14 protein-coding genes are annotated in these 15,510 nt (G+C 71.0%); 10 read left to right on the forward strand and 4 right to left on the reverse strand.

What is annotated here, in order from left to right; all coding sequences use genetic code 11:
* The first annotated feature begins 49 nt into the window (after positions 1-49).
* The gene (locus ACTWQO_RS27275; protein WP_443240002.1) at positions 50-439 is read left to right on the forward strand and encodes a peptidase inhibitor family I36 protein; all 390 of its coding nucleotides are present in this window, start codon (positions 50-52) and stop codon (positions 437-439) included.
* Between the two features lie 158 nt (positions 440-597).
* On the opposite strand, the gene ACTWQO_RS27280 is transcribed toward ACTWQO_RS27275, so the two are convergent.
* Positions 598-1,155: an ArsR/SmtB family transcription factor gene (locus tag ACTWQO_RS27280; protein ID WP_443240024.1), complete on the reverse strand. Its 558-nt coding sequence runs from the start codon at positions 1,153-1,155 to the stop codon at positions 598-600.
* Between ACTWQO_RS27280 and ACTWQO_RS27285 the strand changes: the two genes are divergently transcribed.
* Both ACTWQO_RS27285 and ACTWQO_RS27290 read left to right on the forward strand, forming a co-directional pair.
* Positions 1,087-2,403, forward strand: a complete 1,317-nt coding sequence (locus ACTWQO_RS27285; RefSeq protein WP_443240003.1) for a protein kinase domain-containing protein — start codon at positions 1,087-1,089, stop codon at positions 2,401-2,403. The genes ACTWQO_RS27280 and ACTWQO_RS27285 overlap by 69 nt on opposite strands.
* Positions 2,404-2,490: 87 nt before the next feature.
* Complete coding sequence (locus tag ACTWQO_RS27290; protein WP_443240004.1) at positions 2,491-2,832, forward strand: hypothetical protein; 342 nt, start codon at positions 2,491-2,493, stop codon at positions 2,830-2,832.
* Between the two features lie 292 nt (positions 2,833-3,124).
* Here the strand turns inward: ACTWQO_RS27290 and ACTWQO_RS27295 are convergent, their stop codons facing one another.
* Complete coding sequence (locus ACTWQO_RS27295) at positions 3,125-4,138, reverse strand: helix-turn-helix domain-containing protein (protein WP_443240005.1); 1,014 nt, start codon at positions 4,136-4,138, stop codon at positions 3,125-3,127.
* Positions 4,139-4,259: 121 nt separating this feature from the next.
* Between ACTWQO_RS27295 and ACTWQO_RS27300 the strand changes: the two genes are divergently transcribed.
* From ACTWQO_RS27300 to ACTWQO_RS27325, 6 genes are all read left to right on the forward strand, one after another.
* Entirely contained in the window at positions 4,260-5,153 is an 894-nt protein-coding gene (locus ACTWQO_RS27300) for a hypothetical protein (protein ID WP_443240006.1), read from the forward strand.
* A gap of 98 nt (positions 5,154-5,251) precedes the next feature.
* Complete coding sequence (locus tag ACTWQO_RS27305) at positions 5,252-5,707, forward strand: hypothetical protein (protein ID WP_443240007.1); 456 nt, start codon at positions 5,252-5,254, stop codon at positions 5,705-5,707.
* A gap of 119 nt (positions 5,708-5,826) precedes the next feature.
* A complete protein-coding gene (locus ACTWQO_RS27310) occupies positions 5,827-6,276 on the forward strand; it encodes a hypothetical protein (RefSeq protein WP_443240008.1) in 450 nt (149 codons plus the stop codon).
* A gap of 9 nt (positions 6,277-6,285) precedes the next feature.
* Complete coding sequence (locus tag ACTWQO_RS27315; RefSeq protein WP_443240009.1) at positions 6,286-8,451, forward strand: peptidoglycan recognition protein family protein; 2,166 nt, start codon at positions 6,286-6,288, stop codon at positions 8,449-8,451.
* Entirely contained in the window at positions 8,451-10,289 is a 1,839-nt protein-coding gene (locus tag ACTWQO_RS27320; protein WP_443240010.1) for a PhoX family protein, read from the forward strand. The genes ACTWQO_RS27315 and ACTWQO_RS27320 overlap by 1 nt, the downstream gene beginning before the upstream one ends.
* Before the next feature lie 141 nt (positions 10,290-10,430).
* Positions 10,431-12,197, forward strand: coding sequence for a protein kinase domain-containing protein (locus ACTWQO_RS27325; RefSeq protein WP_443240011.1), 1,767 nt, complete (start codon positions 10,431-10,433; stop codon positions 12,195-12,197).
* A gap of 35 nt (positions 12,198-12,232) precedes the next feature.
* Here the strand turns inward: ACTWQO_RS27325 and purH are convergent, their stop codons facing one another.
* Together purH and purN are read right to left on the reverse strand one after the other, a co-directional pair.
* Positions 12,233-13,804 carry a bifunctional phosphoribosylaminoimidazolecarboxamide formyltransferase/IMP cyclohydrolase gene (purH, locus tag ACTWQO_RS27330; RefSeq protein ID WP_443240012.1) on the reverse strand — a complete coding sequence of 524 codons (1,572 nt, stop codon included), beginning with the start codon at positions 13,802-13,804 and terminating at the stop codon, positions 12,233-12,235.
* Positions 13,801-14,430, reverse strand: a complete 630-nt coding sequence (gene purN / locus ACTWQO_RS27335; protein WP_443240013.1) for a phosphoribosylglycinamide formyltransferase — start codon at positions 14,428-14,430, stop codon at positions 13,801-13,803. Before purN ends, purH begins: the two co-directional genes overlap by 4 nt.
* 312 nt (positions 14,431-14,742) lie before the next feature.
* On the opposite strand from purN, the gene ACTWQO_RS27340 reads away from it, so the two are divergent.
* Positions 14,743-15,510, forward strand: a 768-nt coding sequence (locus ACTWQO_RS27340) for a hypothetical protein (RefSeq protein ID WP_443240014.1), incomplete at its 3' end; no start/stop codon positions are given.

Consider the following 15,510-nt stretch of genomic DNA (forward strand, 5'->3'; position numbering starts at 1 on the left):
GGACGTCCGCCTACGGGGGTGGGTGAACGTCTCAAGGAAGGGACGCACCATGAAGAAGTCCATCAGGTTCAAGCGGGTGACCGCCGCTGCCGCCGCGCTCGCCACGGTCGGGCTGCTGTCAGTCGCCGCCACCAGCACCGCGGCCGCCGCGCCGTCGTCCGACTCCGCCACCGGCGATGCCCGTCTGGCGGCCGCCAGCTGGCACGCCTTCGCCGAGGAGAGCTTCGAGGGCCTGGACGGTTGGTTCTCCGGAGACACGGGGGCGTGCACCTACGTCGGCGACAACTGGAACGACAGCATCCGATCCGCCCGCACCGAGAGCAGCGCCAGGGTGGAGCTGTGGGAGCACGCCAACTGCACGGGGTGGTCGATCACGATCGACGACACGGGGTACGGCGACATCGGGCCGTGGGTGAGCGCGTACCGCGTCACCACGTAAGCGCCGCTAGGGGTGCCGTGATGGGTCGTGGGCTGTCTGCGGCTCCGTCGTGGCTGGTCGCGCAGTTCCCCGCGCCCCTATGGGGCGCGGCCGAACCGTAGCGGACTTCGCCCGCGGCCTCCGGTCCCCTCGGGGGAGGGCCGGAGGCCGTTTTTGCGTCATGCGTACCCGTCTGACGCCCGCCCGCAGCACCAGTTGGCCCGCCGGTCGTGGACGAGGGCGGTGCCGAGCAGGGTGCGGCTGTGCAGGACGCTCGTGCCCATCCGCTCGGTCGTCACCAGTCCCGCGCGGCGCAGGACTGCCGTGTGACGGCTGACGGTGGAGGGTGAGGTGTTCAGGCGGGCGGCGAGGGAGGTGGTGGTGTGCGGGGTGTCGAGGTGGCGCAGTGCGGCGGCGCGCGTTGGGCCCAGCAGCTCGTCCAGGGCTGTGGACGCCGGGTTGCCGGGTGTGTCGGGCAGCCACAGCGGGTCCCGGGTGACGGGGTAGACCAGAACGGGCTGGAGGTCGGTGTCGGCGAGAGTGACGGGTAGGTGGATGGCGTACAGGCTGGGGATGATGGTGAGGCCCCGGCCCTGCAGGTACAGGTCACGGTCGACCGGGTAGTCGGCTTCCAGGACCGGCGGTCTCCAGCGCAGGGTGGGGCCGAGGTGGGCAAGGAGTGCTTCGCTGCCCTGGTCGAGCAGGCGCTGTACGTGTCCGTCGCGATCGGCCCCGATCTCCCCGCCGAGGCCGCCCTGAAGTTCCTGCCCACCGGCACCCGCACCCCACGCCAACTCCGCCACCTCCAGGAACTCACCCGGCGCGAGACCGAGTTGCTGCGTCGGCTCCAGCGCCCTCGCCTCATCCGCATGTACGACACCCTGACGGTCGACGACCCCGACCATCCGCACCTCGACGGCGCCACCGTCCTCGTACTGGAAAGGGCGGAGGGCTCCCTCGACCTGCTGCTCGACCGACTGGGCGAGCGTCCGACATCCGGTCGCCGGGCTGTCGCCGTCCCCGGCGGGCCCTCGCTGCTCGCCCAGATCTGCGAGGGCGTCGCCCACCTCCATCACGCGGGCTGGGTGCACGGCGACCTCAAGCCGGCCAACGTCCTGCTGATGGCGGACGGTTCGGTCCGGCTCGCGGACTTCAACATGGCGGCGGAACTGGCGGGCACCCACGCCTACGCGCCCGCGTTCGCGAGCTCCGACTACTCCCCGCCGGAACTGCTGTGGGCCGAGGTCGGCGAGCAGGGCCACCGGATCCGGCCCACAGCCGACGTCTGGGCCTTCGGCGTCCTCGCCCATCTCGTTCTGACCGGGAGCCTGCCGCTGCCCGGAGCAACGCCGGGCGCCCGCCGGGACGCCGCCCTGCGCTACGCCGACGGCCGCGCGGAGCTGCGTCTCTCACCCGAACTCCCGCTCGTCTGGCGGCAGATAGTCACCGACTGCCTCGCCCCCACGCACACCGCCCGCGCCCCGCACACCGCCCCGTCCCTGTTGCGCCGGGTCGAGGCCGCAGCCGGCGCCGCCCGCTCTCCACGCCTGCCCCGGCTGCAACCGCGGCGCGGCCCCCACCCGGCCCTGCTCGGCGGCCTCGCCCTGGTCGCGGCCGGTTCCCTGGCCACAGCCGGTGTCCTCGCCCTGCGCGAGCCCGCCCCGCAGGGGTACGCCCGCTGCGACCGCGGTCACGTCTGCTTCTTCACGGAGGCGGAGGGACAGGGCGAGATGTGCGCCTGGTACGAGTACGACGACAACTGGTTCCGCGGGGCCATCACTTGTGACTGGGCGAAGGAAACCAGCCCCAAGTCCGCCTTCAACAACGGCTACGACCTCGCGGACGGCGACCCGCTCGAGGACGTCCAGCTGTTCGCCCGGGCCGGGAACGAGGAAACGATCGGCTGTATCCAGTCCAACGCCAAGGTCGACTTCCCGGGCGACGGCCTGCCCGTCCGGGCCCACGAGTGGGTTCCGGCCTGCTGATGCCCTACACATCTCCAGGTTCCCGGGCGTCGTCGTGCCACGCAGGATCGATGCGTGGCGAGAGACGTCAGAACGGGGGAACCACCAATGGAGGCACGGGTGTTCGTCTACCGCAGAGCGACAAAGGCACTCACCGCCACAGCACTGACCCTGGCGGTGGGTGCGGGGCTCGGCACAGGGACGTCGTATGCCGGAGGGGCGCACGCGGTGGCGGTCACCAAGCCCGAGTTCCAGATGCCGTTCAAGTGCGACACCCACTGGCGGCTCGACACCTACGACAGCGGCCACGACCCCGCGCTGGACATCGTGGTGAAGGGCAACACCGGGTCCAGCGGAAAGCCGGTACACCCCGGTTTCAAGGGCAAGGTGGCCCAGACCTTCTGGGACCGCGGCTCCAGAGGGGCGACAGCGTCACCGCGAAGACGCTGATCGGCCATATCGGCGCCTCGGGCAGCTCCACCGACTGGGCGCACCTGCACTACGAGCAGCGCTACCGGACGACCGGCATCCCGACCGAGGACCACCGCAAGCCGGTGCACTTCAACGGCAAGAAGTACACCGGCGCCGGCAAGACCTGGAAGGACGTGACCAGCAAGAACTGCTGACGCCCTGGATGGGGGGACGGGGGGCGAGGGGCGCACCGTTCGCGCGGTGCGCCCCTCAGCAGGTCCGCAGGAGGCCCTGCGCAGACCGGTTACCGGCTCGCCCGGGCAGCCCGAGATCAGCCAGGCGTCCGCTGTGTGGCGGCGCGGAGCAGGGACGCCCCCGCCGGTGTGAGCGTGTGCAGCACGGCCGGGCCGTTGCGGATGGTGGTGACGAGCCCCGCGTCGCGCAGCGCGGTGGCGTGCCTGCTGGCGGACGATGCCGAGACCCCGGCGGCGCGGGCGATCTCGCCGGTCGTGGCGCCGGCGGACGTTGCGCTCAGAGCGAGTGCGCGGGCACGCCCGAGCAGGGTGATCAGGGGTGCGTCGGGGGCGCCGGCGCCCTGCGGGGTCTCCGGCGGCGGGCTCTGCTCGTGGAGCAGCGAGTACCAGAGCACGGGCGGCAGTTCCGGGTCGGCGAAGGCTACCGGCTCACCCCAGTTGAAGTACGAAGGGACGAGCGTGAGCCCACGGCCGTTCAGATGCAGGTCCCGGTCGTCGGCCTGCTTGGGGTAGGTGACCTCCAGGACGGGAGCGCGCCAGCGCAGCATGGGCCCGAGTCCGGCGAGCATGCCCTCCACTCCGCCGTCCAGCAGCCCGCGGCTCCGCTGCGCCCGCTCGGCCTCGATACGGGCCTGTGCCTGTTCCTCGTACGGGGCCACCACCGCGTCGTAGTACGCGCGCAGCATCCCCACGAACTCCTTGCGCGCCTCCAGCCGGGCCAGCTGCCCGGCCCACGAAGGGGCCCCGATGGTCCGGTCGAGGATGGCCATCTCCTTCAGGACGCGTTGCTCAGGCGTGGCCAGAATTGATTCGACTCCCGCGTCCAGATCACCCACCGCATCGGCGGGAGTCAGAAAGTCCGGAAAGTAGGCGGCCCTTGGATACAAGGGCAGAAAGACGCCCCGCAGGACGCGCTCCAGCCCCTTCTCCCGCAACCGCTGCCGTACCGAGCGATACCAGCCGGCGTAGGCCCACCGCCCTCTACGCGACTGTATTCGGTGCAGACTCGCGGCGATCTCCCACAGCGGATCAGGTGCGACGGCGATCCGGGTTCTCGCCAGATCCACTTCGCCGAAATGAATGCGGAGCATGTCATTCTCCCCCGTTGAACTCGGCTTTTGCTCTACAGCGCAACAGCATTGGTTCGGCACTGTCAGCTGGGAGATCGTAGGTCGCGGAGATCAAGACGCGATAAACGGGGGTTCAACGGGCATGAGGCGCATGTTTAGTTCGGCCTGCGCGAGTGTCGCGATCGTCGCCGCCGCGACCGCCGGCTGCACCACGGCAGCCGAACCCGGCGGCCAGGCACGGGAGTTGACCGAGGCCGAGGAGGTCGTGGTACGGCGTGCCGAGCAGATGCTCGTCAAGGAGTGCATGGAGGAGAAGGGCTTCAAGTACTGGGTGGGGGCGCTGCCGACGGTCGACGATCTGAAGGGCAACGGTTCCTTTCTGACCGACGTCGGCTGGGCGAAGAGAAACGGTTACGGAAGCCGGCTTCATGCGAAGGCCCAGAACATCCAGCGCGACGACCCGAACAGCGCGTACGCCGAAACGCTCTCGCAGCAGGAACGCGTCCGGTACAGCGACGCGCTCCTGGGCTCGCCGTCGAGCGGGATACTGACGGCCGATCTGCCCGCCGGCGGCAGCATCCAGACACCTCGTGACAGCTGCCTGGCCGACGCCAAGGGCCGGCTGTACGGGGACTTCGAGACCTGGTTCCGGGCCGAGAAGACGGCCGCGAACCTGACGCCCCTGTACGCGGCGGACCTCGTCAAGGACCAGCGTTTCACGGGCGCGGTCAAGAAGTGGTCGGCGTGCATGCGGGCGGCGGGCCACGATTACGCCGAGCCGTCACAGGCCCGCGAGAAGCTCTCCGAGCTCACCAGGGGCCTGAGCGAGGAGAAGGCGTACGCCGTCGAGGTCGACCTCGCGGTCGCCGAGGCCACCTGCGCCAACGAGACGCCGTTGGCCAGGACGGCACGCACGCTCGAAACCGAGTACCGGGAGCAGCAACTCCCGCTGTACGGCGACGACATCGCCACCTACGCACGCATGAGCCTTGACGCGCTCGCCCGGGCCGAGGAGATCACCGGCTCGACGGCCTGACCCCGCGCCTGCCGTCCGGGGGCCAGGCATCCAGACTTCCGCGGCGCCACCGCCGCGGGAACCGCAACACCGCACCCACACACAAGGAGTGATGCATCATGCGCAAGATCCTGGCCACGGCCGCGACTCTCGGCCTCGCGGCCCTCGGGGCCATCGTCCCGGCAACCGGCGCCCAGGCCGCCACGCCCTGCGACAACGCGTACAACGCCCTCGCTCCCGGCAAGTTCGCCGCATACAACGCCACCAACTGCGGCACCCTTCTCGGCAGCACGGAGGGCCAGGACCAGGACTGGGGCAACAGCACTGGCGTCTTCCAAGGCAGCGACACCAACCAGGCGACGTCCCTCATCAACAAGGGCACGAGCGGCATGCGCGTCCAGCTCTTCAACGGGACGGGGGACGACTGGGCGGGGGGCCACACCTGCCTCACACAGGGCGAGAAGTACATGAGCAGCCTCGACAACCAGTACTTCACCACCGGTATCGAGGTGAACAACCAGATCAGCTCCCACCGGTGGATCTGGTCGGGATGCGGCGCGGTCCTGGACTCCTGACCCGACTCCCCACCCCGTGGCCCGCCGCCTCCCGGCGGGCCACGGGCGTCCCGGGAACCCCGCTCGATGTCATCCCCCAGCCACGCGAGACAGGCACACAGGACAAGGAGCGATCCACCATGCACAAGACCCTGGCCACAGCCGCCATGCTCAGCCTCGCGGCGCTCGGTGCGCTCGTCCCCACGACCGGTGCACAGGCGTCCACGGCGTGCGACACCGCCTGGCGCAACGCGTCGTCGGGCTACCTCTACGCCTACGACCTCACCAACTGCAGTGGCCTCTTCGGCAGGGCCGCAAGCAACGACTCGAACTGGGGCGACAGCTCGGGTCCATTCCAGCGCAACGACGACAACGCCGCGACCTCCGCCCTGTACAAGGGCACCACCGGCCTCGCCGTCAAGTTCTACGAGGGCGCCGGCTACAGCGGCGGTCATCTCTGCCTGGAGGCGTCCGAAGCCTACGTGGACAGTCTCGCCGGAACGACGTTCAGCAATGGCGCCCCCGCGAACGACAACATCAGCTCCCACCGCTGGGTGCCGAGCTCGGAGTGCGGCACCTTCCTCGATTAGGAGTCCTCGATGTCCATCGACATTCGGCCCCGGTCAACCTGGGCCCCGTATGCCGCCACCACCACGACAGGAGGTCTCCTCATCGCGCGGAAGGCATGGGCGGACTTCTACGGGGATTACGAGAAGGCGACCAAGGAACTGATCGACGAGGTAGGAGCATCACCGGAGCGGTCGAGTCGCACGTGGTCCCCTTGGCAGGGGGGTGTGTTCATCCACCACAGAGGCGCGGGTTCGTCCGGTCTCGACACCGAGGAGGAGTGCGCGAAGGACGTGGCCGACGCCTGGTCGGACATGTACGGGAAGGCCGACGGGGACATCGGCTACAACTACTTCGTCTGCCCGCACGGAAAGATATACGAGGGGCGTGGCCTCGAACGGGGAGAGGCGAACGGCGGCGATGCCCCCGCCCAGGGAAACGTACCCAAAGGGCACGTCTGGGTCGCGGACCACGGTGCGGTCGGCCGGAACGCCGCCTTCTATTCCATCTGCGGTCTCCTCCGGTCCGAAGACGAGCCGACCTCGGCGATGCGGACCTCGATCAAGAATCTGATCGCGTATCTGCGGACGGACGTTCCGGCCGGCAAGAAGGCCGGCCCCAACATGTTCCCTCACTCCAAGGGCTACGACACGGAGTGCCCCGGCAACCTTCTGCCCTATGCGCAGACCGGTTCTTTGATGGACCCCGGAATTCCCGCCGCGAGCAACCCGACGCAGCTTCAGATCATTTCCCGTGCCCAGTGGGGAGCACGCCCGCCCGTCAGTGAGGCGAAGGTCCCGCTCTCGCAGCGCACCGGTTTCACCGTCCACTACTCCGCGGGGCCCACCAGCCAGACGCCGAGGGCGATCCAGAACTACCACATGGACTCGAACGGCTGGTGGGACATCGGATACAACTTCCTCGTCGACGTGCACGGCCGCATCTTCGAAGGGCGCGGCTGGGCCAACGAGGGCGCGCACGCGAAGGGTTACAACACCACCCACTTCGGTGTCTGTTTCATCGGCCGGGACGGCGATGCCACCACGGCCGCCAAGAACGCCATCCGGAGCCTCTATCACGCCGCCAGGGAGAAGACCGGCAAGGCGCTCGCCGCGACCTACCACGGCGCACTCAACTCCACCCAGTGCCCCGGCGCGGCGCTCCGCGCCTGGGTACAGAGCGGGTTGCCGGGAACCACGTATCCCATCGTGGGCGGTGAACCGGTCTACGACGGCGATCCGCCGGACGACGGCTCCAGCGGCGGCCTGACCACCGTACGGTCCATCGCCTCGCAGCAACGAGCGGTCAACGGGCTCGGCTACACTCCGCCGCTGACCGTGGACGGCGTCTTCGGCCCGCTCACCGACGCGGGGGTCCGCTGGCTCCAGAACAAGGTCGGCGCACAGGCCGACGGGCTGTGGGGGCCGCTGACCGAGGCGGCGTACGTGGCCTACACCGGCGAGGGCGGCAGTGGAGGCGGACTGTCCACGATCCGCTCCATCGCCTCGCAGCAGCACGCGGTGAACGCACTCGGCTACACCCCGCCCCTCGTCGTCGACGGCGACTTCGGCCCGCTCACCGACGCCGGAGTCCGCTGGCTGCAGAACAAGGTCGGCACCGAAGCCGACGGACTGTGGGGAACCGCCACGGAAGCGGCTTACGTCGCCCACATCGGCGGCTCCCCGGGGCACATGGGCGGCGGACTGACCACCGTACGCTCGGTCAGCTCCCAGCAGAGCGCGGTCAACGCACTCGGCTACACCCCGCCCCTCGACGTGGACGGCGTCTTCGGCCCCCGCACCGAGGCCGGTGTGCGCTGGCTGCAGGACAAGGTCGGAACCGGGGTGGACGGGCTCTGGGGGCCCGCCACCGAGGCGGCGTACGGCCGCTACGCCGATGGTGAACAGCTCGTGGTGGACGGGGAGTTCGGGCCCGCCACCATCGCCGCGACACAGCGGGCGATCGGCGTCACCGCGGACGGCGTCTGGGGGCCGGAGTCCAAACGGGCATTGCAGCAGCACCTCAACACCTGGGCCGACGCCGGCCTGATCGTGGACGGCGACGTCGGCCAGGCCACGGTGAAGGCGCTGCAAGGTCACCTCAACAAGATGATCCGCGCCGGTCTGACCGTGGACGGAGACTGGGGCGCGGCCACCACCAAGGCCCTGCAGAACGCCCTCAACCAGGGGAGACTGTGATGCGGAACGAGGCACCGAACACCCCGTACTCCCCGGCAACCGGACTGTCCCGACGGGGCGTTGTCGCGAGCGCGGCCCTTGCCGCCGCCGGGCTGCTGGGCCTGGGCACGTCCAGAGCCACCGCCGCTCCCCTGCCGTCGGCCACCGTCCCGTCGGCCGGCCGGCCGGGCACGGCCGCCCGGGGCCTGTCGGCCTTCACCGCGGTGGCGGCGAGCGAGGCCGATGCCGTCACGGTCCCCGCGGGCTTCACCGCCGACGTCCTCGCCCCCTGGGGCCAGGCCGTGCGCGCGTCCGGGCCACGCTGGCGGGCGGACGGGAGCAATACGGCCGCCGAACAGGCCATGCAGGTCGGCAGCCACCATCACGGCGTCCAGTTCTTCCCCCTGGCCGAAGGTGCCGCGGACAGTCGCCGCGGGCTGCTGGTGATCAGCCACGAGGCGACAGACCCCGACCTGCTGGGCGGCGGGGCGGACAAGGCGATCGCCGCCCAGGGCCTCACCGTCCTGGAGGTGCGGGAGTCCGGCGGTACGTGGAAGGCCGTTGACTCGGCGTACAACCGGAGGATCACGGGCGACTCGCCGGTACGGTTCTCCGGTCCCGTGGCAGTCGGGGGCAGGTCACGAGGCGTGCTGGCCTGCAGCGGCCAGGGGATCACCCCCTGGGGCACCTACCTGGCGGCGGAGGAGAACTTCAACGCCCTCTTCGGCACCGACGATCCCGGCTGGCGGCGGCGCGAGGCCGACGTGCGCTACGGGCTGTCCGCCGCCGGCTTCGGCTCCCCTTGGCACCGTACCGACCCCCGGTTCGACCTGGCGTCCGCCGAGGCGCGGCCGGACGACTTCGGCTGGGTCGTGGAGCTGGACCCCCACGACCCGTCGTCCGTCCCCGTCAAGCGCACCACCCTCGGTCGCTTCACGCACGGCAGCGCCACGGTCACCGAGTCCGCCGGGCGGGCGGTGGTGTACAGCACCGATGCCGAGGACGGCGAGTATCTCTACAAGTACGTCAGCGCGGGCGGTTGGCGCGGACTGCTGGCGGCGGGCAGGAGTCCGTTGGACCACGGCACCCTCTACGTGGCCAGAATCGCCCCGGACGGAACGGGCGAGTGGCTGCCGCTCCGGCACGGCGAGGGCCCGCTCACCCGAGCCGCGGGCTGGCGCGACCAGGCCGACGTCCTCGTACGGACCCGACTGGCCGCGGACGCCCTCGGTGCCACGCCGCTGGGACGGCCCGAGCGAGTCGCCGTCGGCCCGGACGGGGACGTCTATCTGGCTCTCGCCAACAGCGCGGGCGGCTGCTCATCCTGCACTGGCGGAGCCGCGAGGGCCGAAGCGGGCGCGGCCGACCCCTACGGGCGGGTCATTCGCTGGCGTGAGAGCGACGCAGAGCACCACGAAGGGGCGCACGGCTTCCGCTGGGAGACGTTCCTCGCCGCTGGTGACAGGCGGCTGACGTCCGACGGCGCGTTCGCCTCGCCCAAGGGCCTGTGGTTCGGGACGGACGGGACCCTCTGGATCTCCACCGGAGTCTCGGGCAACGCATTGAACGGCCCCTCTCGCACCCACCGTTCGGCCGGGAACAACGCCCTGCTGGCCGCCGACACCGCCACCGGGACGGTCCGTCGTTTCCTCACCGCCCCGCGCGGTGCCGAGGTGACCGGAATCACCGCCCCACCTGACGGGCAGACGCTCTTCGTCAACATCCAGCATCCCGGCGAACGCACCGCCCGCTGGGGCGCCCCGGACGCGGCGAATCCCGGCGCCGTCAGCACCTGGCCGGACCGCCTGGCAGACGGCCGCCCTCGATCAGCCACGGTCGCCGTGCGCCGGCGCCCCTGAAGGCACCGAGGGGCCGCGGGCCGCTGTCACCTGACACCCGCCGGGCGCACTCCACGCACATACGAAACGGTAGTCTCTTCGAGGGGGTCAACTGGAGTGACACAAGGGCACGTTGAGTAGGACAAAGCGGTCGGGGGACCCATGACAGACCAGCCACCCGTGTCGCCGAACACACCGGCGTCCGGTGACAGCGCGCTGAAGCAGGCGGGCGCCACCCCCCTGCGCCCCGCCGACCCCGGCCGCATCGGCCCCTACGTCCCCCTCGGCCTCCTGGGCAGCGGCGGCATGGGCCACGTCTACCTCGCACGCCCCGCCGACGGCACCCCGGGCCTCGCCGCCGTCAAGGTGATCCGTCCCGAGTACGCCGAAGACCCCCGGTTCCGGCGGCGGTTCGAGCGGGAGGCCTCCATGCACGCCCGGGTCCACAGCCCGCGTGCGCCACAGCTGCTCGGGACCGGGTTCGACGACACGTTGCTGTGGATGGCCACGCAGTACGTGCCCGGCCTCAACCTCGCCGACGCCGTCCGTGACTGCGGCACGCTGGCGCCGGCGGGCGTATGGCGGCTGGTGGCGGACCTCGGGCAGGCGCTGTCGGCGATGGCCGCCGCGGATGTCGTACACCGGGATCTCAAGCCGTCCAACGTGATCCTGTCCCCGCAGGGCGCGCATGTCATCGACTTCGGCATTGCCCAAGCCGCCGACAGCAGCGCGATCACCTCGACCGGGAGCAGGGTCGGCACGCCCGCCTACATGTCCCCCGAGTATCTGCGCGAAGGCCGCTGCGACACCGCCTCCGACGTCTTCTCGCTCGCCGGGAGCCTTACCTACGCCACCACCGGCAACTCCCCCTTCGGCGACGGAACCGGCGTGGACGTGATGCACCGGGTCGCCTTCGAGGAGCCGAAGCCGGAGGTGATGGCCGAACTCGCGGCAGCGGACCCCGCGTTGGCGGAACTCCTGTCGGCCTGTCTCGCCAAGGACTCGGCCGGACGGCCCACCCCGCGGCAACTGCTCGACGCGGCCGTGGCGGCTGGGCACGGCCACGCAAGCTCCTGGCCGGAGCCCCTGGGCGGCCGACTGCTCTCCCGGCAGCGGGCCTGCGAAGTGCTGGAACAGGCCTCCGGCGAGCGGACCCTCCACTTCCGGGCCCCTGCGGAACGCGTGGCCGCCCCTGCTCCCAGCCTCGTCTTCGGACCTGCGACGCCTCCGGACGGGCAGGGCGCGTCCCCACAGACCCCGCTCGCCACCGGGAGCGGCGAGAACAGCCCGCGCCGATCACGACGGAAGCCGTACCTCGCCGTCGTCGCGGGAGTCGCCGTCGTCGCCGTGGCCGTCAGTGCCTTCCTGCTCACCCGCCCCGAGCGCGACGTACCGGCCTCCGCCTCCCCGACGACCTCCACCAGCACGGCCTTCGACGACGAGCCGACGTCAGCCTCTCCCACCTCGCCCTCGCCCTCCGAGAAGGAGAAGGAGCCCAGCCCTCGGGAGTCGGCGCCCACGCCGTCGGCGAGCTCGAACGCCACCTCCGCCGGTGACGCGGGCGGCACCCGGGCCACTCCCACCGACGAGGCCACCGCCACATCCGGCGGCGGGAGCGGTGGCGGCACCACTCCGACCGCCACCCCCACCAAGACGGCCCCCACCACGCCCGCCGCCCCACCGTGGATCACCCAGTGCACGCACTACTCCGGCACCGAACTGACGCAGTACGGCGACAAGAACCGCCGCGTCACACAGGTGCAGTGCATGCTGGAAAAGCGCGGCTACAGCGTCGGCAGCGCGGGTGTGGACGGCCAGTTCGGCGACGGCACCCTGGCCGCGGTCAAGCAGTTCCAGAGCGCCAAGGGGCTGGACGTCGATGGCGAGGTCGGGCCCAACACCTGGGGCGCGCTGCGCAGTTCGACGTAGCGATCGATCCGCGCAGCGCCGCCGGCGCTCGTCCGTCAGTGGAAGAAGTGCCGCGTCCCCGTGAAGTACATCGTCACGCCCGCCTTCTTCGCCGCCTCGACCACCAGCTCGTCACGGACCGAACCGCCCGGCTGCACCACGGCCTTGACGCCGGCCTCGGTGAGGATTTCCAGGCCGTCCGGGAAGGGGAAGAACGCGTCGGAGGCGGCGTACGAACCCTGGGCGCGCTCGGCGCCCGCCCGCTCCACCGCCAGCTTCGCGGAGTCGACGCGGTTGACCTGGCCCATGCCGACGCCGACCGAGGCGCCGTCCTTGGCGAGGAGGATGGCGTTGGACTTGACGGCGCGGCAGGCCTTCCAGGCGAAGGCGAGTTCGCGCAGGTCCTCGGGGCTCAGGGCCTCGCCAGTTGCCAGGGTCCAGTTGGCGGGGTCGTCGCCCTCGGCCTGGAAGACGTCCTTCACCTGGGCGAGGCCGCCACCGTCGATCGGGCGGAACTCGGCGGGCGGCTGCGGCACTTCGGGGCAGCGCAGCACGCGGATGTTCTTCTTCTTGGCGAGGGCTTCGAGCGCGCCCTCTTCGTAGTCCGGCGCGACGATGACCTCGGTGAAGATCTCGGCGACCTGCTCGGCCATCTCCTTCGACACCGGCCGGTTGACGGCGATCACACCGCCGAACGCCGACAGCGGGTCACAGGCATGCGCCTTGCGGTGCGCCTCGGCGACGTCCGCGCCGATCGCGATGCCGCACGGGTTGGCGTGCTTGATGATCGCGACGGCGGGCTCCGCGTGGTCGTACGCGGCACGGCGAGCGGCGTCCGTGTCCGTGTAGTTGTTGTACGACATCTCCTTGCCGTGCAGCTGCTCGGCCTCGGCCAGGCCACCGCAGCCGCCGGTGTAGAGGGCGGCCGGCTGGTGCGGGTTCTCGCCGTACCGCAGCACCTGCTTGCGCTCGTACGTCACCCCGAGGAAGCTCGGGAACTCCTCGCCGTCACCGGCGTACTCCCCGACGAACCAGCCGGCGACCGCCACGTCGTACTCGGCCGTGTGCCGGAACGCCTCGGCGGCCAGCCGCTTGCGGGCGGCGAGGTCGAAGCCGCCGTCGCGGACCGCGGTGAGGACGTCGGCGTACCGCGCGGGGCTGGTGACCACCGCCACGGACGGGTGGTTCTTGGCGGCGGCGCGCACCATGGAGGGCCCGCCGATGTCGATCTGCTCGACGCACTCGTCGGGAGAGGCCCCGGAGGCGACGGTTTCGCTGAAGGGGTAGAGGTTGACGACGACGAGGTCGAACGGTTCGATGCCCAGCTCGGCGAGCTGCTGCCGGTGGCTGTCCAGGCGCAGGTCGGCGAGGATGCCCGCGTGGACCTTGGGGTGCAGGGTCTTGACGCGGCCGTCCAGGCACTCGGGGAAGCCGGTGAGCTCCTCGACCTTGGTGACGGGGACGCCGGCGGCGGCGATCCGGGAGGCGGTGGACCCGGTGGAGACGAGTTCCACGCCCGCCTCGTGCAGCCCGCGCGCGAGCTCCTCGAGCCCGGTCTTGTCGTAGACGCTGACGAGCGCGCGAGCGATGCCCCGCTTGCCGCTGCTCTCGATTCCCTCGGCGGTCACTGGATAACTACCTTTCGTCCCTCAATGCGATAGCCGTTGCGGGCGAGCCGCCCCACGACCTCGACGAGCAGCCTTCGCTCGACTTCCTTGATGCGCTCGTGCAGAGCGCTCTCGTCGTCCTCGTCCCGGATCTCGACCACGCCCTGAGCGATGATCGGCCCGGTGTCGACGCCGTCGTCGACGAAGTGGACGGTGCAGCCGGTGACCTTGGCGCCGTACGCGAGGGTGTCGCGGACGCCGTGGGCGCCGGGGAAACTGGGGAGGAGGGCGGGGTGCGTGTTGACGATCCGCCCACCGAAGCGCGCGAGGAATTCCTTCCCCAGGATCTTCATGAACCCGGCCGACACGACGAGATCGGGCTCGTACGCGCCCACGGCCTCGGTGAGCGCCGCGTCCCACTCCTCACGGGTCCCGTAGTCCTTGACCTTCCGCACGAAGGTCGCCAGCCCGGCACGCTCGGCCCGCGCCAGCCCTTCGATGCCCTCGCGGTCGGCCCCGACGGCGACGATCTCGGCGCCGTACGCCTCGGCGCCGGTCTCGGCGATGGCGTCGAGCAGCGCCTGCAGATTCGTACCGGATCCGGAGACCAGCACGACAAGGCGCTTGGCCACGGGCTTGGCGGCCACGGTGGGGGCCCTTTCTCGGGGGAGCGTTTCCGTGCGGCCGGCGGCATGGACGTCAGTGGTTATGTACGTTCATACGAATGCTTCGCGCCCCCGGATACGGGGAAGTCTACGAAGCGGCCGACCGTCAGCAACGATACCGGCACACCGGGCGGCCCCCATGGGACGGGGGCGTGGCCGGAAGGTAGCGTCTGCGAGGAGCGGACCGGGGAACGCGGGCGGTTGGTGGTGCGTTTTACGGAGGGACCGCTCACGCCGGACCAGTTCAGCAGTTGTCAGCACGTCGTTATTCACCAAGGGGAAGACGCTCACTTGATGCCGGACCGCAGCCTGCGACTCCTCACGCTCCCCCCGCAGTCGGTGCAGGGAGGGGAGCGCAGCGCCGTGCTGGTTCTGCGGGAGCGCCCCACCTCGCCGCCCGACGCGCCCTCGGGCCAGCCGAACGGCGAAGGGCAGGGCGGCTCGGCGGGTGAGGACAACCCGTTCGCGCCGCCGCCGGAGGGCACGCCGGACCGCCCGTGGCAGCCGCGGCGCCCGTCGGGCGAGGACTCCTCGGGAGACAGTGACCGCGAGGGCGGCTCGCCCTCTCCATGGGGCAGCCAGTGGAGCGACCGCCAGCCCGGCCGCTCCTCGGGCGGCTTCGGCGACCGTCCCGGCGGGCGGGGCGATCAGGGCGGCGGCCCGGAAGGCGGCCCCGGCGGCAGCGGCCCCGGCACGAACCTCCGCTGGGACCCGGCGGACCCGGCCCAGCGCCGCGCGCGGTACTCCCTGCTCTCCGGCATGTGGGCCTTCTTCTTCGCCCTCTTCAGCTGGCCGTACGTCGCGTTGCTGCTGGGCGCCCTCTCCCTGTACTTGGGCATCACCGCGCTGCGGGCCAAGCCCCGCACCGCCGACCCGGACACCCCGGCCCCCGTCACCAACGCCCGCCCCCAGACCACGGCCGCGGTATCCGGCCTCGTCACCGCCTCCCTCGCCATCGCCCTCGTCGCCGCGACCTTCACCGCCCAGCTCGTCTACCGCGACTACTACACCTGCGTCAGCGACTCCCTCACCAACGAGGCAAAGCAGCCCTGCAGCCAGCGC

The sequence above is a fragment of the Streptomyces sp. 4N124 genome (assembly GCF_052245395.1).
Classification (GTDB): Bacteria; Actinomycetota; Actinomycetes; order Streptomycetales; family Streptomycetaceae; genus Streptomyces.